Annotated in this window: 16 protein-coding genes; 4 read left to right on the top strand and 12 right to left on the bottom strand. The window is 60.8% G+C overall.

The annotated features are described in order from the left end of the window. Positions 1 to 191: 191 nt before the first annotated feature. Together DKY63_RS24055 and DKY63_RS24050 are read right to left on the bottom strand one after the other, a co-directional pair. The gene (locus DKY63_RS24055) at positions 192 to 674 is read right to left on the bottom strand and encodes a glutathione peroxidase (RefSeq protein WP_110966383.1); all 483 of its coding nucleotides are present in this window, start codon (positions 672 to 674) and stop codon (positions 192 to 194) included. Positions 675 to 798: 124 nt separating this feature from the next. Beyond that, positions 799 to 1,284 carry an FKBP-type peptidyl-prolyl cis-trans isomerase gene (locus tag DKY63_RS24050; RefSeq protein ID WP_110966382.1) on the bottom strand — a complete coding sequence of 162 codons (486 nt, stop codon included), beginning with the start codon at positions 1,282 to 1,284 and terminating at the stop codon, positions 799 to 801. Here DKY63_RS24050 and DKY63_RS24045 point away from each other — a divergent pair. From DKY63_RS24045 to DKY63_RS24035, 3 genes are read left to right on the top strand one after another with little or no spacing between them, the layout of a single operon-like run. Continuing rightward, positions 1,253 to 1,579 carry a DUF3565 domain-containing protein gene (locus DKY63_RS24045; protein WP_110966381.1) on the top strand — a complete coding sequence of 109 codons (327 nt, stop codon included), beginning with the start codon at positions 1,253 to 1,255 and terminating at the stop codon, positions 1,577 to 1,579. The two genes, DKY63_RS24050 and DKY63_RS24045, sit on opposite strands and share 32 nt — an antisense overlap. A gap of 59 nt (positions 1,580 to 1,638) precedes the next feature. After that, positions 1,639 to 3,738, top strand: coding sequence for a phosphate acetyltransferase (gene pta / locus DKY63_RS24040; RefSeq protein ID WP_110966380.1), 2,100 nt, complete (start codon positions 1,639 to 1,641; stop codon positions 3,736 to 3,738). Further along, complete coding sequence (locus tag DKY63_RS24035; protein WP_110966379.1) at positions 3,739 to 4,644, top strand: acyltransferase; 906 nt, start codon at positions 3,739 to 3,741, stop codon at positions 4,642 to 4,644. A gap of 169 nt (positions 4,645 to 4,813) precedes the next feature. Here DKY63_RS24035 and cysN read toward each other — a convergent pair whose 3' ends face one another. The 3 genes from cysN to DKY63_RS24015 all read right to left on the bottom strand — a co-directional run bounded on the left by cysN (position 4,814) and on the right by DKY63_RS24015 (position 8,661). Then, positions 4,814 to 6,712 carry a sulfate adenylyltransferase subunit CysN gene (gene cysN, locus DKY63_RS24025; RefSeq protein WP_110966377.1) on the bottom strand — a complete coding sequence of 633 codons (1,899 nt, stop codon included), beginning with the start codon at positions 6,710 to 6,712 and terminating at the stop codon, positions 4,814 to 4,816. Positions 6,713 to 6,721: 9 nt separating this feature from the next. Further along, positions 6,722 to 7,639 carry a sulfate adenylyltransferase subunit CysD gene (gene cysD, locus DKY63_RS24020; protein ID WP_077045300.1) on the bottom strand — a complete coding sequence of 306 codons (918 nt, stop codon included), beginning with the start codon at positions 7,637 to 7,639 and terminating at the stop codon, positions 6,722 to 6,724. 263 nt (positions 7,640 to 7,902) lie between these two features. Continuing rightward, complete coding sequence (locus tag DKY63_RS24015; RefSeq protein WP_110966376.1) at positions 7,903 to 8,661, bottom strand: Nif3-like dinuclear metal center hexameric protein; 759 nt, start codon at positions 8,659 to 8,661, stop codon at positions 7,903 to 7,905. 102 nt (positions 8,662 to 8,763) lie between these two features. Between DKY63_RS24015 and algW the strand changes: the two genes are divergently transcribed. Then, the gene (gene algW / locus DKY63_RS24010) at positions 8,764 to 9,924 is read left to right on the top strand and encodes a Do family serine endopeptidase AlgW (RefSeq protein ID WP_110966375.1); all 1,161 of its coding nucleotides are present in this window, start codon (positions 8,764 to 8,766) and stop codon (positions 9,922 to 9,924) included. A 133-nt stretch (positions 9,925 to 10,057) separates the two neighbouring features. Here the strand turns inward: algW and hisC are convergent, their stop codons facing one another. The 7 genes from hisC to DKY63_RS23975 form a co-directional block, all read right to left on the bottom strand. Next, positions 10,058 to 11,110: a histidinol-phosphate transaminase gene (gene hisC, locus DKY63_RS24005; protein ID WP_110966374.1), complete on the bottom strand. Its 1,053-nt coding sequence runs from the start codon at positions 11,108 to 11,110 to the stop codon at positions 10,058 to 10,060. A gap of 2 nt (positions 11,111 to 11,112) precedes the next feature. Then, complete coding sequence (gene hisD / locus DKY63_RS24000) at positions 11,113 to 12,450, bottom strand: histidinol dehydrogenase (protein WP_110966373.1); 1,338 nt, start codon at positions 12,448 to 12,450, stop codon at positions 11,113 to 11,115. Between the two features lie 125 nt (positions 12,451 to 12,575). After that, positions 12,576 to 13,211: an ATP phosphoribosyltransferase gene (hisG, locus tag DKY63_RS23995; RefSeq protein ID WP_110966372.1), complete on the bottom strand. Its 636-nt coding sequence runs from the start codon at positions 13,209 to 13,211 to the stop codon at positions 12,576 to 12,578. Positions 13,212 to 13,336: 125 nt separating this feature from the next. After that, positions 13,337 to 14,602 (bottom strand): UDP-N-acetylglucosamine 1-carboxyvinyltransferase, encoded by a 1,266-nt coding sequence (murA, locus tag DKY63_RS23990; protein WP_110966371.1) that lies wholly within the window; start codon positions 14,600 to 14,602, stop codon positions 13,337 to 13,339. Positions 14,603 to 14,624: 22 nt separating this feature from the next. Further along, the gene (locus tag DKY63_RS23985) at positions 14,625 to 14,864 is read right to left on the bottom strand and encodes a BolA family protein (RefSeq protein WP_046052891.1); all 240 of its coding nucleotides are present in this window, start codon (positions 14,862 to 14,864) and stop codon (positions 14,625 to 14,627) included. A gap of 114 nt (positions 14,865 to 14,978) precedes the next feature. Next, complete coding sequence (locus tag DKY63_RS23980) at positions 14,979 to 15,284, bottom strand: STAS domain-containing protein (protein ID WP_110966370.1); 306 nt, start codon at positions 15,282 to 15,284, stop codon at positions 14,979 to 14,981. Next, positions 15,281 to 15,934 (bottom strand): MlaC/ttg2D family ABC transporter substrate-binding protein, encoded by a 654-nt coding sequence (locus tag DKY63_RS23975; protein ID WP_110966369.1) that lies wholly within the window; start codon positions 15,932 to 15,934, stop codon positions 15,281 to 15,283. The genes DKY63_RS23980 and DKY63_RS23975 overlap by 4 nt, the downstream gene beginning before the upstream one ends. Positions 15,935 to 15,943 lie beyond the last annotated feature (9 nt).

Genomic DNA, 15,943 nt, shown 5'->3' with positions numbered 1-15,943 from the left:
ATAGACTTTATGACGGGGATAATATGGAGGTTCGAACGCGGTGAACAGCATTATTGATTTTGGTGATTAAGGATCAGAAGACTGTAGGAGCGAGCCTGCTCGCGATGAACCTGAGAACGCTGCGGGGTGTCAGGCACCCGGCGTTATCGTTCACGTCCATCGCGAGCAGGCTCGCTCCTACAGGGGAGATATCAGCTCAGGGCTTTTTCAATCGCCTGAACCACGCTCGGATCGTCCGGAGCGGTACGTGGCGAGAACCGCGCCAGCACTCGTCCGTCCTTGCCCAGCAGAAATTTCTCGAAATTCCAGGTGATGTCACCGGGGAACTCAGCGCCCTCGCCCGCCAGCAGTTTGTACAACTGATGCCGTTCATGGCCGTTGACTTCCAGCTTGCTGGACAACGGGAAGGTCACGCCGTAGTTGAGGCTGCAGAACTCCTGGATCTCTTGTTCAGAGCCCGGTTCCTGCCCGGCAAACTGATTGCACGGCAGGCCCAGCACACTGAATCCCTTGCCCTTGTATTGCTGGTAGAGGTTTTCCAGCGCCGCGTACTGCGGCGTCAGCCCGCACTTGGAGGCCACGTTGACCACCAGCACGACGTGCCCCTTGAACGGCGCCAAAGGAAGCGCCTTACCATCCAGGCCTGTCAAATTAAGGTCGTGAAAAGCACTCATGACGTACTCCAGATTCCCGTGTTTTTCTCGAAACAACGACTTGGCGGTGTCGCCTGGGACAGCCGCAGACTAAAAAGGCGCCCACAGGGCGCCTCTCCAGTTATCGAAAGCTTAGCGCAGAAAATCAGTGGTGATGGCCACCTTCGCCATGGATGTGACCATGAGCGATTTCTTCCTGGCTGGCGTCACGGATGCTGACGATCTTGACCTGGAAATTCAGGCGCTGACCGGCCAACGGGTGGTTGCCGTCGACGGTGACGTCGTCGCCATCCAGATCGCGGATGGTCACGATTTGCATCTGGCCATCCGGAGCGGAAGCGTGGAACTGCATGCCCACTTCCAGCTCGTCGACGCCTTCGAACATGCTGCGGCTCAGGGTGCTGACCAGTTCGGCAGCGTATTCGCCGTAGGCATCTTCAGGTTCTACGGATACGTTCAGCTCGTCGCCGACCGCTTTGCCTTCCAGAGCCTTTTCCAGGCCCGGGATGATGTTGCCTGCGCCTTGCAGGTAGACCAGCGGCGCGCCGCCGGCGGAGCTGTCGATGACCTCACCAGCGTCGTTGGTCAGGGTATAGTCGATGGAGACAGCCTTATTGGCGGCGATCAGCATGGGGCGAGACCTTTTGCATAAGAATGATGAAAGACGCAGTTTAGCGAAGCAATCGTCCGAAAGCGAACACAACCCGGACAGACGGGGCGTGACGATCACAGGCTTCCATCAGGACGAGGAAGGTCACTGGGTGGCCGATCTTTCCTGCGGCCACACCCAGCACCTGCGCCACCAGCCGCCATGGCAATCCCGGGCCTGGGTCATGGATCCCGTGCAGCGCCGTGAAAAAATAGGCCAGCCCTTTGACTGCGGTTGGTGCGCACAGGGCTCGGTTAGCGATAACCTTGACGACTGAATTTCGGTAGATCGTCAGTCATAGATGATCACCATTGCCTGCTCCTTCAGAGAATCCGCATGCAAACTTTTTTTATCGCACCCACCGATTTTGGTGTGGGTCTGACGTCCATCAGCCTCGGGCTGGTACGAACCCTGGAGCGCGCCGGTCTCAAGGTCGGCTTCTTCAAACCGATTGCCCAACCGCATCCGGGTGATACCGGCCCCGAACGCTCCACTGAACTGGTCGCCCGCACCCACGGCCTGAAGCCGCCACAACCGCTGGGCCTGGCCCATGTCGAGCGCATGCTCGGCGACGGTCAGCTGGACGAGTTGCTCGAAGAGATCATCACCCTTTATCAACAGGCCGCCATCGGCAAGGACGTGTTGATCGTCGAAGGCATGGTGCCGACCCGCAGCGCCAGTTATGCCGCGCGGGTCAATCTGCACCTGGCCAAAAGCCTGGATGCCGAAGTGATTCTGGTGTCGGCGCCGGAAAACGAAGTGCTGACCGAGCTGTCCGGTCGCGTGGAATTGCAGGCGCAATTGTTCGGTGGTCCGAAAGACCCGAAAGTCCTCGGCGTGATCCTCAACAAGGTGAAAACCGACGAGAGCATGTTCGCCTTCGCGGCGCGCCTGAAAGAACATTCGCCGTTGCTGCGCAGTGGCGACTTCCGCCTGCTGGGCTGCATCCCGTATCAGCCGGAACTGAACGCCCCGCGTACCCGCGACGTGGCCGACCTGATGGGCGCCCAGGTGCTCAATGCCGGTGACTACGAAACCCGGCGCATGACCAAGATCATCATTTGCGCCCGCACCATGCGCAACACCGTGGAGCTGCTCAAGCCAGGCGTGTTGGTGGTGACCCCCGGCGATCGCGACGACATCATCCTCGCCGTCAGCCTCGCGGCCATCAACGGCGTGCCCCTGGCGGGCCTGCTGCTGACCAGCGACACCCTGCCCGATCCGCGCATCATGGAACTTTGCCGTGGTGCCTTGCAGGCCGGCCTGCCGGTGCTGTCGGTGAGCACCGGCTCCTATGACACCGCCAACCTGCTCAATGGCCTGAACAAGGAAATCCCGATCGACGACCGCGAGCGCGCGGAGATCATCACCGACTTCGTCGCCGGTTATCTGGATGCCGACTGGCTGCATCAACGTTGCGGCACGCCCCGGGAAATGCGTCTGTCGCCGGCAGTGTTTCGTTATCAATTGATCCAGCGCGCCCAGAGCGCCAACAAGCGCATTGTCCTGCCCGAAGGCAGCGAGCCGTTGACCGTGCAGGCCGCCGCGATCTGCCAGGCCCGTGGCATTGCCCGCTGCGTGTTGCTCGCCAAACCGGCCGACGTCGAAGCGGTCGCTCGCGCTCAGGGCATCGAACTGCCAGCGGGGCTGGAAATCCTCGACCCGGACCTTATCCGCGAGCGCTATGTCGAGCCGATGGTTGCCCTGCGCAAGACCAAGAGCCTCAACGCGCCGATGGCCGAGCAGCAACTGGAAGACCCCGTGGTGATCGGCACCATGATGCTGGCGCTGGATGAAGTCGACGGCCTCGTCTCGGGCGTCATTCACTCCACCGCCAACACCATTCGCCCGGCCCTGCAACTGATCAAGACCGCGCCAGGCTGCACCCTGGTGTCATCGGTGTTCTTCATGCTGTTTCCCGAAGAAGTGCTGGTCTACGGCGACTGCGTGATGAACCCGCACCCGAGCGCCAGCGAGCTGGCCGAGATTGCCCTGCAAAGCGCCGATTCGGCAGCGGCCTTCGGCATCACGCCACGGGTGGCGATGATCAGCTATTCCAGCGGCGAGTCGGCCAGTGGCGAAGAAGTCGAGAAGGTCCGCGAAGCGACACTGCTCGCCCATGAACAGCAACGCTCGCTGCTGATCGACGGCCCATTGCAATACGACGCCGCCGCCAACGAAACCGTGGCCCGGCAACTGGCTCCGAACAGTCAGGTGGCCGGTCGCGCCACGGTGTTCGTTTTCCCCGACCTCAATACCGGCAACACCACCCACAAGGCCGTGCAGCGCAGCGCCGATTGCGTCAGCCTCGGGCCGATGCTGCAAGGCCTGCGCAAACCTGTGAACGACTTGCCGCGCGGTGCGCAGGTCGATGACATCGTCTACACCATCGCGCTGACCGCGATCCAGGCAGCCAACCGACCCATGGATGTTTAAATGCTGGATTTTCTCCCTGCACCGCTGCGCGGTGTCATCGCTTCGCTGCTGTTGGCGTTGAACACGATTCTGCTTTGCTCGTTCCTGTTCTGCGTGGCGCTGGTCAAGGCATTGCCGTTCGCCCTGACCCAGCGCATTGCCGGCTGGTTGATGAGCCACACCCACGAAGCCTGGATCAGCCTCAATCAGGGCTGGATGAACCTGGTCCGCCGTACCCGCTGGCACATCAGCGGCCTGCACGGCCTCGACTACCGGCACTCCTACCTGATCACCAGCAACCACCAGAGCTGGGTCGACATTCTGGTGCTGCAATACGTGCTCAACCGACGCATCCAGCCTCTGAAGTTCTTTCTCAAGCAGGAACTGATCTGGGTGCCGGTGATCGGCCTGGCGTGGTGGGCGCTGGGCTTTCCGTTCATGAAGCGTTACTCCAAGGCCTATCTGGAAAAGCACCCGGAAAAGAAAGGCAAGGACCTGGAAACCACCCGCAAGACCTGCGCGAAATTTCGCGACAATTCGGTGGGAATTTTCAACTTCGTCGAAGGCACCCGCTTCACCGAGGGCAAGCATGCCCAGCAGCAGTCACCGTTCAAGTACCTGCTCAAGCCCAAGGCCGGTGGCATTGCCTTCGTGCTGGATGCGATGGGTGAGCAGTTGGAGTCGATCGTCAACGTCACCATTCACTACCCCGCCGGACGCCCCGGCTTCTGGGACCTGCTGTGCGGGAACGTTGCCGACGTGGTGGTGCACTTTGAAGAGCTGAAGATTCCGCCGCAGTTCATTGGCAAGAATTACGACCAGGATGGGGAGTACCGCTTGCAGTTCCAGGGCTGGATCAATCAGCTGTGGCAGGACAAGGATGCGTTGTTGGGGCAGATGCATCGCGAATATCCAGACAAACGATGATCCCCTGTAGGAGCGAGCCTGCTCGCGATAGTGGTCGTACATTCAGAGTTATCGTCGGCTGATCCACCGCTATCGCGAGCAGGCTCACTCCTACAGTTGACCGAGTTGGCCAAAAACAAAAAACCCGCCGATGATCACTCATCGGCGGGTTTCTTTTTTTGGCTAATGCTTAGATCGCGCCGCGTTTACGCAGCAGATCCAGCACTTGCTTGACGCCGTCTTCCAGCGACACGGACTGGGTGTCGATCACCAGGTCGGCATCCAGCGGCACGTCGTACGGGAAGGATTCGCCCGGGATGTTATCCCCTGCCGCCGCGTACAGGCCTTGTGGGTCACGCTCGGCGCAGACCGCTGGCGAAGCCTGGACGTAGACCGTCAGCAGACGATCCTTGCCGATCAGGTCCTTGGCCTGCTCGCGACCTTCGGCACTCGGTGCAACGAACGCTGCCAGGGTCAACAGACCGGCTTCGTTGAACTGACGCGCCACGTGCGCGGCCCGGCGCCAGTTCTCGGTACGCCCGGCGCGATCCTGTGGCAGACCTTTGTTCAGGTCGTGACGCAGGTTCTGGCCATCGAGCACGAACACAGCACGACCCAGGTCGAACAGCTTGCGCTCGACCGCGTAGGCCAGGGTGGATTTACCCGCGCCGGACAGGCCGCTGAACAACACGGTAGCTGGCTGCTGACCGAAGCGCAGGGCGCGCTCTTCAGTGGCAACGTGGGCCAGCTTGCCGTGGTGAGTGCTGGTGCCGTGCGCAACGGGTTGCGCGACGATCATACCCGCGCCAACGGTGCCGTTGGTGAGGCGGTCGATGACGATGAACGCACCGGTGGTGCGGTTGCTGTCGTAACCATCAAGGGCAATCGGCGCGTCGAGCGCGATCTTGACCTTGCCGATTTCATTCAACTGCAACGCACTGGCAGGGCCTTCCTCCAGGGTGTTCACGTCGACCTTGTTGACGATGCTGGCGATGGAGCCCGGCACGTAACTGGTGGCGCGCTTGATGTCGTATTTCTTGCCCGGCAGCATCGGCTCTTCGGCCATCCACACCAGCATCGCTTCGAAGCTGTCGGTGACTGGCGGAACGTTGTCGGCGTGAACCAGCAGGTCGCCACGGGAGATGTCGATTTCGTCTTCCATGGTGAGCGTGACGGCCTGGCCTGGACCTGCGTGTTCCAGTTCACCTTCGAAGGTGACGATGGATTTCACGCGGCTGCTCTTGCCCGACGGCAGCACCACCACTTCGTCGCCTTTCTTGACGATGCCGCTGGCCAGGGTGCCGGCGAAACCGCGGAAGTTCAGGTTCGGACGGTTGACGTACTGCACCGGGAAACGCATGTCGGTGAAGTTGCGGTCGCCCGCCACTTCCACGGTCTCGAGGATTTCCATCAGCGACTGGCCGGTGTACCACGGCGAGCGCTCGGACTTGTTCACCACGTTGTCGCCCTTGAGGGCCGACATCGGTACGAAATGCATGCTGGTCGGCTTGAGCTTCAGGCCTTCAGCGAACTTCAGGTAGTCGGCCTTGATCGACTCGAACACGCCCTGATCGAAGTTCTTGAGGTCCATCTTGTTGATGGCGACGACGATGTGCTTGATGCCCAGCAGGGAGGCGATGAAGCTGTGGCGACGGGTCTGGGTCTGCACGCCGTAACGGGCATCGACCAGGATGATCGCCAGGTCACAGGTGGACGCACCGGTGGCCATGTTGCGGGTGTACTGCTCATGGCCCGGGGTGTCGGCGATGATGAATTTGCGCTTGGCGGTGGAGAAGTAGCGGTAGGCGACATCGATGGTGATGCCCTGCTCACGCTCGGCCTGCAGGCCGTCGACCAGCAACGCCAGGTCGATGTCTTCGCCGGTGGTGCCGACTTTTTTCGAGTCGCGGGTGATCGCTTCCAGGTGATCTTCGTAGATCATCTTGGAGTCGTGCAGCAGGCGCCCGATCAGGGTGCTCTTGCCGTCATCGACGTTACCGCAGGTCAGAAAGCGCAGCAGCTCTTTACGTTCGTGCTGGCCCAGGTAGGCGAGGATGTCCTCGCTGATCAAATCAGATGCGTGCGACATGACAGCCCCTTAGAAATAACCTTGACGTTTTTTGTCTTCCATCGAGCCTGCGCCATCGTGGTCGATGACACGGCCCTGGCGCTCGGAAGTTCGCGTCAGGAGCATTTCCTGAATGATGTCCGTGAGGCTTTCGGCCTCGGACTCCACCGCGCCCGTCAACGGGTAGCAGCCAAGGGTACGGAAACGCACTTTCTTTTTGACGATGCGGGCTTTGTCTTCATCGCTCAGGTGCTCGAGGATGCGCTCGTCGTCGATCATGATCAGGGTGCCGTTCTTCTCGATGACTTCACGCTCGGCGGCGAAGTACAGCGGCACGATCGGGATGCCTTCGAGATAGATGTACTGCCAGATGTCCAGCTCGGTCCAGTTCGACAACGGGAATACGCGGATGGATTCGCCCTTGTTGACCTTGCCGTTGTAGACGTTCCACAGCTCGGGACGCTGGTTTTTCGGATCCCAGCGGTGCTTGCTGTCGCGGAACGAGTACACGCGCTCCTTGGCGCGGGATTTCTCTTCATCGCGGCGCGCACCACCGAAGGCGGCATCGAAACCATGCTTGTCCAGTGCCTGCTTCAGGCCCTCGGTCTTCATGATGTCGGTGTGCTTGGCACTGCCGTGGGTGAACGGGTTGATGTTCTGCGCCACGCCGTCCGGATTGATATGGGTGATCAGGTCCAGGCCCAGGTCCGCAACCATCTTGTCGCGGAACTTGTACATCTCCTGGAATTTCCAGCGGGTGTCGACGTGCATCACCGGAAACGGCAGCTTGCCGGGGAAGAACGCCTTGCGTGCCAGGTGCAGCATCACGGCGGAGTCTTTACCGATGGAGTACAGCATCACCGGGTTATCAAACTCGGCGGCCACCTCGCGGATGATGTGGATGCTTTCCGCCTCCAGCTGTTTCAGATGCGTCAGTTTGTCGACCATGGCTACTCACGAAAACTTTCTTATGAACGGCCAGCGGGCCGTGTTCGAGCGGGGATCCTAGCACAGCGGCCTGCTTCTAATCAGGGCGCTGGCTAGATCGAAAGAGCATATGAATATGCCACCCTGTTTGGGCGAAACGTGCCTCTGCAGGAGCGAGCCTGCTCGCGATGGTCGTCAACGATAACGCTGGGAGCCTGGCACCCCGCGGTGCTCTCAGGTTCATCGCGAGCAGGCTCGCTCCTACAGGGGATCGCGCTCACCCGTCAGATCGGATTCGGGCAATCGATGAAGATGTGCTCAAGGGCAAAGCGTCGCGCCAGGTAATCACCCAGCGCCTGAACGCCATAGCGCTCGGTGGCATGGTGACCGGCGGCGATGAAGCTGATGTCGTTTTCCCTGGCACTGTGGAAGGTTTGCTCGGAGGCTTCGCCACTGAGGTACAGATCGACGCCCGCCAGGACGGCCTGATCGATGTAACCTTGGCCGCCGCCAGTGCACCAGCCGACGCGACGAATCATTGCGCTGCCCTCGATGACCAACGGCTCGCGTCCCAAGACTTCCTGCACGCGGCGAGCGAAATCCCGGGGTGTGGCCGGCTCGCTCAGCGATCCCACCAGACCGACGACCTTCAGGTTGTCGGGATCCAGCGGCCCTTCGACGGTGATGTCCAATTGCCGGGCAAGCTGCACGTTGTTGCCGACCTCCGGATGCAGATCCAGCGGCAGGTGGTAGGCCAGCAAGCTGATGTCGTGCTTGAGCAGGGTTTTCAGACGACGCTGCTTCATACCGGTGATACAGGGGTTTTCACCCTTCCAGAAATAACCATGGTGCACCAGTACCAGATCGGCGTTGGCCTTCACGGCGGCATCGAGCAACGCCTGGCTGGCGGTGACGCCACTGACAATGCGCATCACTTGCGGCCGGCCTTCGACCTGCAGGCCGTTGGGGCAGTAATCGGCGATCCTTGCGCTGTTGAGGTAACGGTCGGCTTCTTCGACGAGTGTGCTCAGGGCGACGGCCATAAAAGACTCCTAAATATCCCGTTCAGAGGCGCGCGCGGCCTCGTATAATGCGCGACATTATGGGCGGTCCCCAACCGCCTGCAACCTCTCAGGACGTGCTTAATGCTCAAGGCGCTGCGTTTTTCCGGCTGGCCGTTGTTGGCCGGCGTGCTTGTCGCTCTGTTAATCATCCAGCGTTACCCGCAGTGGGTCGGGCTTCCAAGCCTCGACGTCAATCTGCAACAAGCCCCGCAAACCACCAGCATGCAACAAGGCCCGGTGTCCTATGCCGACGCGGTGACCACCGCCGCGCCGTCGGTGGTGAACCTGTACACCACCAAAGTCATCAGCAAACCCAACCATCCCCTGTTCGAAGATCCGCAGTTCCGTCGATTCTTCGGCGACAACTCGCCCAAGCAGAAACGCATGGAATCGAGCCTGGGTTCCGGCGTGATCATGAGTCCGGAAGGCTACATCCTGACCAACAACCATGTGACCAGCGGCGCCGACCAGATCGTGGTGGCCCTCAAGGACGGCCGTGAAACCCTGGCCCGGGTGATCGGCAGCGACCCGGAAACCGATCTGGCGGTGCTGAAGATCGACTTGAAGAACCTTCCCGCAATCACGGTCGGGCGTTCCGACAACATCCGCATCGGCGACGTTGCGTTGGCCATCGGCAACCCCTTCGGCGTCGGCCAGACCGTGACCATGGGCATCATCAGCGCCACCGGCCGCAACCAGCTGGGCCTGAACAACTACGAAGACTTCATCCAGACCGACGCCGCGATCAACCCCGGCAACTCCGGCGGCGCGCTGGTGGATGCCATCGGCAACCTGACCGGCATCAACACGGCGATCTTCTCCAAGTCCGGCGGTTCCCAGGGCATCGGTTTCGCTATCCCGGTCAAGCTAGCCATGGAAGTGATGAAGTCCATCATCGAACACGGCCAAGTGATTCGTGGCTGGCTGGGCATTGAGGTGCAGCCGCTGACTCAGGAGCTGGCGGAATCGTTCGGCCTGTCGGGTCGCCCGGGCATCGTGGTCGCGGGGATTTTCCGCGATGGCCCTGCGCAAAAGGCGGGTCTGCAACTGGGTGACGTGATCCTCACCATCGATGGCGAGCCGGCTGGAGATGGCCGCCGCTCGATGAACCAGGTTGCGCGGATCAAACCGACCGACAAGGTCACGATTGAGGTGATGCGCAATGGCAAGGAGCTCAAGCTCACGGCGGAAATCGGCTTGCGTCCGCCGCCTGCGCCGGTGAAGGAAAAAGAAGAGGAATAAGCGCGGCCCTGTCGGGCCGGATGCAAAAAACTGTGGGAGCGAGCTTGCTCGCGATGAGGGCGTGACATTCGGTATTCATGTTGAATGTCACACCGCTATCGCGAGCAGGCTCGCTCCTACAGGGTCGGGGGGGTTAGAGGTCGTCGAGGCCGTCGATCAGTGCCTGGTTCTGCTCTGGCGTACCAATCGAAATCCGCAGGAACTGCGCAATGCGCTCCTGCTTGAAGTGCCGGACGATCACACCCTGCTCACGCAACTTCGCCGCGATCCCCGCCGCATCGTGCTGCGGATGACGGGCGAAGATGAAGTTCGCCGCCGACGGCAGCACTTCGAAGCCTTTGGCCTGCAACTGTGCAGTCACCCATTCGCGATGTTCGATCACCAACCGGCAGGTCTTGTCGAAGTACTCGCGGTCCTCGAACGCCGCCGCGGCCCCGACATTCGCCATGCGATCCAGCGGGTAGGAGTTGAAGCTGTTCTTGATCCGCTCCAGCGCCTCGATCAGGTCCGGATGCCCCACCGCCAGGCCAACCCGCAGACCGGCCAGGGAACGGGATTTGGACAGGGTCTGGGTCACCAGCAGGTTCGGGTAACGATCCACCAGGCTGATCGCCGTTTCCCCGCCGAAGTCGATGTATGCCTCGTCCACCACGACCACCGAATCGGGGCTGGCCTTGAGGATCTGCTCGACCGCTTCCAGCGCCAGCAGGCAGCCAGTCGGTGCGTTCGGGTTGGGGAAAATGATCCCGCCGTTGGGCTTGGCGTAGTCCGCCGGATTGATCTGGAACTGCTCGTCCAACGGCACGGCATCGAACTTGATGCCGTACAAGCCGGCGTACACCGGATAGAAGCTGTAGCTGATATCCGGGAACAGCAGCGGCTTGTCGTGTTGCAGCAAGCCGTGGAAAACATGCGCCAGGACTTCATCGGAACCGTTGCCGAGGAACACCTGATTGCTCTTCACGCCGTAATAGTCGGCGACGGCGTTCTTCAGCAGATCACTGTTCGGGTCCGGGTACAGGCGCAGGTTGTCATTCAGTTCGCTCTGCATCGCAGCCAACGCCTTGGGCGACGGGCCGTATGGGTTTTCGTTGGTGTTGAGCTTCACCAGTTTCGCCAATTTCGGCTGCTCGCCCGGCACGTACGGCACCAGGTTCTTGACGAAAGGGCTCCAGAATTTACTCATGCTCAGTTCCCCTGCCCTTTTACAAAGTCTTTATCAAGAATGCGGTATTCGGCGCTGCGCGCGTGGGCACTCAGCGATTCGCCACGGGCCAGAACCGAGGCGGTCTTGCCCAGTTCCGACGCGCCCTGCTCGGAGCAGAAGATGATCGAGGAGCGCTTCTGGAAGTCGTACACACCCAGCGGCGAAGAGAACCGTGCAGTGCCGGAGGTCGGCAACACGTGGTTGGGGCCTGCACAGTAGTCGCCCAGGGCTTCGGAGGTGTGGCGCCCCATGAAAATCGCGCCGGCGTGGCGAATCTGCGGCAACCAGGCGTGCGGATCGGCGACCGACAGTTCCAGGTGCTCAGGCGCAATGCGGTTGGCGACTTCGATGGCCTGCTGCATGTCACGTACCTGGATCAGCGCACCACGGCCGTTGATCGAGGTTTCGATGATGGTGGCGCGATCCATGGTCGGCAGCAGCTTGGCGATGCTGGCAGCGACCTTGTCGAGGAAGGCGGCGTCCGGGCTGACCAGAATGGCTTGCGCGTCTTCATCGTGCTCGGCCTGGGAGAACAGGTCCATGGCGATCCAGTCCGGATCGGTCTGGCCGTCGCACACCACCAGGATTTCCGAGGGACCGGCGATCATGTCGATACCGACCTGGCCAAATACGTGTCGCTTGGCAGTGGCGACATAGATGTTGCCCGGGCCGACCACCTTGTCGACCTGCGGAACGCTTTCGGTACCGTAGGCCAGTGCGGCCACGGCCTGTGCGCCACCGATGGTGAACACACGGTCGACGCCGGCGATGCAGGCGGCGGCCAGTACCAGTTCATTGACTTCACCGCGCGGGGTTGGCACCACCATTACCACTTCGGTCACGCCGGCAACCTTGGCCGGAATCGCGTTCATCAGTACCGACGACGGGTACGACGCCTTGCCGCCCGGCACGTACAGACCGGCGCGATCCAGCGGAGTGACCTTCTGGCCCAGTACGGTGCCGTCGGCTTCGGTGTAGCTCCAGGAATCCTGTTTCTGCTTTTCGTGGTAGCTGCGCACACGGGCCGCGGCTTTTTCCAGGGCTTCGCGCTGAGCGACGGTGATCCGGGTCAGGGCCAATTCCAGACGCTCACGAGGCAGGATCAAGTCGGACATGGACGCGACGTCCAGCCCGTCGAACTGGCGGGTGTAGTCCACCAGCGCCGCATCGCCACGCTCGCGCACAGCCTTGATGATGTCCAGCACGCGCTGATTGACCGAGTCGTCAGACACACTTTCCCAGCTCAGCAGATGATCCAGATGATGCGCGAAATCCGGGTCAGCAGCGTTGAGTCGGCGAATTGCAGTCGGTGCGGTCATAGCGAGAGCCTCATAGGATTGGCAAAAAACTCAGGCGCCCGAAGCTAACATCCGATCCGCTTGGGCACCTGAGAATTCTGGCTATGAGGCGGATAGACGGCGCGACTTCACGTCGCGCAGGTAAATCAGCCGCGGTGTCGAGACTCCACTGCCTTGCGCAGGGTGTCGATCAACGCCTGGATACGGGCGTGCTGCATTTTCATCGAAGCTTTGTTGACGATCAGCCGGGAGCTGATGGCCGCAATGAAATCCTGTGGCTCCAGGCCGTTGGCCCGCAGCGTGTTACCGGTGTCGACCACGTCGATGATCTTGTCGGCCAGGCCGATCAGCGGTGCCAGTTCCATCGAGCCGTACAGCTTGATGATGTCGACCTGACGACCCTGTTCGGCGTAGTAACGCTTGGCAACGTTGACGAATTTGGTGGCGATACGCAGACGGCCCTTGGGCTCGACCGCGCCGACCTTGCCGGCGGTCATCAGCTTGCATTTGGCAATTTGCAGGTCCAGTGGCTCGTACAGGCCCTGGCCACCAAATTCCATCAGCACGTCCTTGCCGGCGACACCCAGGTCGGCGGCGCCATGCTCGACATAGGTCGGCACGTCGGTGGCACGCACGATCAACAGGCGTACATCTTCCTGGGTCGTGGGGATGATCAGCTTGCGGCTCTTGTCCGGATTCTCGGTCGGCACGATGCCCGCTTCAGCCAGAAGCGGCAGGGTGTCGTCAAGGATGCGGCCCTTGGACAGTGCGATAGTCAGCATGGGAAACGTCAGCCCTTAATCAGGAATCTTATGCCCGGTCGCAATCGGCGCCGGACACGCATCGAGCCGGAAACCGGCTCGACTTGAAAACCAATGGGCACGTCCCTGTGCCCCATCTGCAACGACTAGCCCGGAACGCGACGGATCTTGGCGCCCAGCATTTGTAGTTTCTCTTCGATGCACTCGTAACCACGGTCAATGTGGTAGATGCGGTCGATCAGGGTATCGCCTTCGGCGACCAGCGCCGAAATCACCAGGCTGGCCGAAGCACGCAGGTCGGTGGCCATGACGGGCGCGCCCTTGAGCTTTTCGGTACCGGTGACGATGGCAGTGTTGCCTTCGACCTGGATCTTGGCGCCCATGCGGTGCAGTTCGTAAACGTGCATGAAACGGTTTTCGAAGATCGTCTCGATCACAGCACCAGTGCCTTCGGCAATGGCGTTGAGGGAGATGAACTGAGCCTGCATGTCGGTCGGGAACGCCGGGTACGGTGCGGTCCGCACGTTGACGGCCTTGGCCCGCTTGCCGTGCATGTTCAGCTCGATCCAGTCTTCGCCGCAGGTGATTTCAGCGCCGGCTTCCCGAAGCTTTTCCAGAACCGCTTCGAGGATGGTCGGATCAGTGTCCTTGACCTTCACGCGGCCGCCGGTCACGGCGGCGGCGACCAGGTAGGTGCCGGTTTCGATACGGTCAGGCATCACTTTGAAGGTGGTGGTGTGCAGACGCTCGACGCCATCGATGGTGATGGTGTCGGTGCCAGCGCCGGAAACCTTGGCGCCCATGGCGTTCAGGAAGTTCGCCAGGTCGACCACTTCAGGCTCGCGCGCGGCGTTTGCCAGGACGCTGCGACCCTTGGCCAGCGCAGCAGCCATCATGATGTTTTCGGTACCGGTCACACTGACGGTATCGAAGAAGAAGTGCGCACCGCGCAGGCCGCCTTCAGGGGCCTTGGCCTTGATGTAGCCACCTTCGACGTCGATGACCGCGCCCATGGCTTCCAGGCCACGGATGTGCAGGTCAACCGGACGCGAACCGATGGCGCAACCGCCAGGCAGTGCCACTTCGGCTTCGCCGAAACGGGCAACCATCGGCCCCAGCACCAGGATCGACGCACGCATGGTTTTCACCAGTTCGTACGGAGCGACCAGGGTCTTGATGGTGCGCGGGTCGATTTCGACGGCCAGTTTCTCGTCGATCACAGGCTCGATGCCCATGCGACCGAACAGCTCGATCATGGTGGTGATGTCGTGCAGGTGCGGCAGGTTGGCAACGGTCACCGGCCCATCGCACAGCAGCGTGGCGGCCAGGATCGGCAGGGCAGAGTTCTTTGCCCCGGAGATGCGGATCTCGCCATCAAGGCGAGCTCCACCAGTAATAATCAATTTATCCATAAGAATCTCGACGCCCTTGGGCTCAGGTGCGCTCGGCCCAGGCCGCGCTGCTGAAAAATTTCATAGTGACCGCATGGATGCTGCCATCGGTGATCCATGGGTTCAAATGGGCATAGATCTGCTGCTGACGCTTGACCGGGCTCAATGCCGCCAGTTCATCGCTAATCACGTTCAGCTGGAAATTGCAGCCTTCGCCTTCAACTTCCACCTGCGTTCCTGGCAGCTTTCCTTCAAGGAAGCTTTTCACTTCTACGGCCTGCATGCTCAACCTCAATCGGCGCCCTGTGCGCGCGGGTCGGACATCATACAAAAAAGCCCCGCGCCTGCGAACCCCGCGGAGCAGGACTCTGACGGGGGGCTTGTTTGTCGATGCGGTTCAGGGATGCGACAACAGCTCGGTCAGCTCACTGACTTCGGCGATTTCGCGCATTTCTTCCGGCATCCCGCGGATGGTCAGCGCCTTACCGGCCGCTTGTGCATCACGCATGAAACACAGCAACAACGAGAGCCCGACGCTGCTGGACTTCGTCACGCCGGAACAATCAACCACCAGTGCCGCAGCGTTGCTCGCCTTGATCAACGCCTGCCCCTGCTCGCGCAGGCCAGGGCCGGTACGATAGTTCAGTACGCCACTCAGCCGCAGCTCGCCGGCGTTGTCCATCAGGACCGCCGACTCGCTCATTGGGTGCTTTTCTCAGGGGATTTTTCAGCGGTTTCCTTGGCTTTTGCGACCTCGCCAGCCCAACCGTTGATGGTCTTGTCCAGGTCGTTGCCATTACGCTGCATCGCGTCGGCGAACTGGTCACGGAACAGCTTGCCGATGTTGATCCCGTTGATGATGACGTTACGCAGCTTCCACTCGCCGTTGACCTTTTCCATGGTGTAGGACACCGGATAGATCGCGCCGCTGCTGCCCTTGACCGTCATGCCAACGCTGGTGCGATCGCCAGATTCGTCCTTGGGAGGATCAACGGTGATGCCCTGGTTGTTGTATTCGAGCAAGGCGTTGCCGTAGAACTGGAACAAGCCCTTTTTGAAGTTCTCTTCAAAGGTCTTCATCTGCGCAGGTGTCGCCTTGCGCGAGTACTTGACCGTCATGATGCTCTTGGAAATGCCTTCGGCATCCACAACCGGGCCGACAATATTGTTCAGCGCAGCATAGAAGTCATTCGGATCCTGCTTGTATTTCTCTTTGTTGGCGGTCAGATCGGCCAGCATACGGTTCGTGGTGTCCTGCACCAGATCGTGCGCGGAAGGCGCCGCAACGGCGTTAGCCATCAACGGCAAGGCCGCGAGCAATACCCACAGGCCACGTCGCAAGGTAGAGATCATTTAAAAATT

Source organism: Pseudomonas putida (genome assembly GCF_003228315.1).
GTDB lineage: Bacteria > Pseudomonadota > Gammaproteobacteria > Pseudomonadales > Pseudomonadaceae > Aquipseudomonas > Aquipseudomonas putida_S.
Note: the sequence above shows the minus strand (reverse complement) of the source record. Positions and strands in the feature narration are given on the sequence as shown.

Excerpts from the sequence above, each read along its gene's own strand:
- DKY63_RS23975 (WP_110966369.1), bottom strand. The coding sequence starts at position 15,934 with ATGATCTCTACCTTGCGACGTGGCCTGTGGGTATTGCTCGCGGCCTTG.
- murA (WP_110966371.1), bottom strand. The coding sequence starts at position 14,602 with ATGGATAAATTGATTATTACTGGTGGAGCTCGCCTTGATGGCGAGATC.
- DKY63_RS24045 (WP_110966381.1), top strand. The coding sequence starts at position 1,253 with ATGGAGACAGCCTTATTGGCGGCGATCAGCATGGGGCGAGACCTTTTG.
- hisC (WP_110966374.1), bottom strand. The coding sequence starts at position 11,110 with ATGAGTAAATTCTGGAGCCCTTTCGTCAAGAACCTGGTGCCGTACGTG.
- hisD (WP_110966373.1), bottom strand. The coding sequence starts at position 12,450 with ATGACCGCACCGACTGCAATTCGCCGACTCAACGCTGCTGACCCGGAT.
- DKY63_RS23985 (WP_046052891.1), bottom strand. The coding sequence starts at position 14,864 with ATGCAGGCCGTAGAAGTGAAAAGCTTCCTTGAAGGAAAGCTGCCAGGA.
- DKY63_RS23980 (WP_110966370.1), bottom strand. The coding sequence starts at position 15,284 with ATGAGCGAGTCGGCGGTCCTGATGGACAACGCCGGCGAGCTGCGGCTG.
- DKY63_RS24055 (WP_110966383.1), bottom strand. The coding sequence starts at position 674 with ATGAGTGCTTTTCACGACCTTAATTTGACAGGCCTGGATGGTAAGGCG.
- DKY63_RS24050 (WP_110966382.1), bottom strand. The coding sequence starts at position 1,284 with ATGCTGATCGCCGCCAATAAGGCTGTCTCCATCGACTATACCCTGACC.
- hisG (WP_110966372.1), bottom strand. The coding sequence starts at position 13,211 with ATGCTGACTATCGCACTGTCCAAGGGCCGCATCCTTGACGACACCCTG.
- cysN (WP_110966377.1), bottom strand. The coding sequence starts at position 6,712 with ATGTCGCACGCATCTGATTTGATCAGCGAGGACATCCTCGCCTACCTG.
- pta (WP_110966380.1), top strand. The coding sequence starts at position 1,639 with ATGCAAACTTTTTTTATCGCACCCACCGATTTTGGTGTGGGTCTGACG.
- DKY63_RS24035 (WP_110966379.1), top strand. The coding sequence starts at position 3,739 with ATGCTGGATTTTCTCCCTGCACCGCTGCGCGGTGTCATCGCTTCGCTG.
- cysD (WP_077045300.1), bottom strand. The coding sequence starts at position 7,639 with ATGGTCGACAAACTGACGCATCTGAAACAGCTGGAGGCGGAAAGCATC.
- algW (WP_110966375.1), top strand. The coding sequence starts at position 8,764 with ATGCTCAAGGCGCTGCGTTTTTCCGGCTGGCCGTTGTTGGCCGGCGTG.
- DKY63_RS24015 (WP_110966376.1), bottom strand. The coding sequence starts at position 8,661 with ATGGCCGTCGCCCTGAGCACACTCGTCGAAGAAGCCGACCGTTACCTC.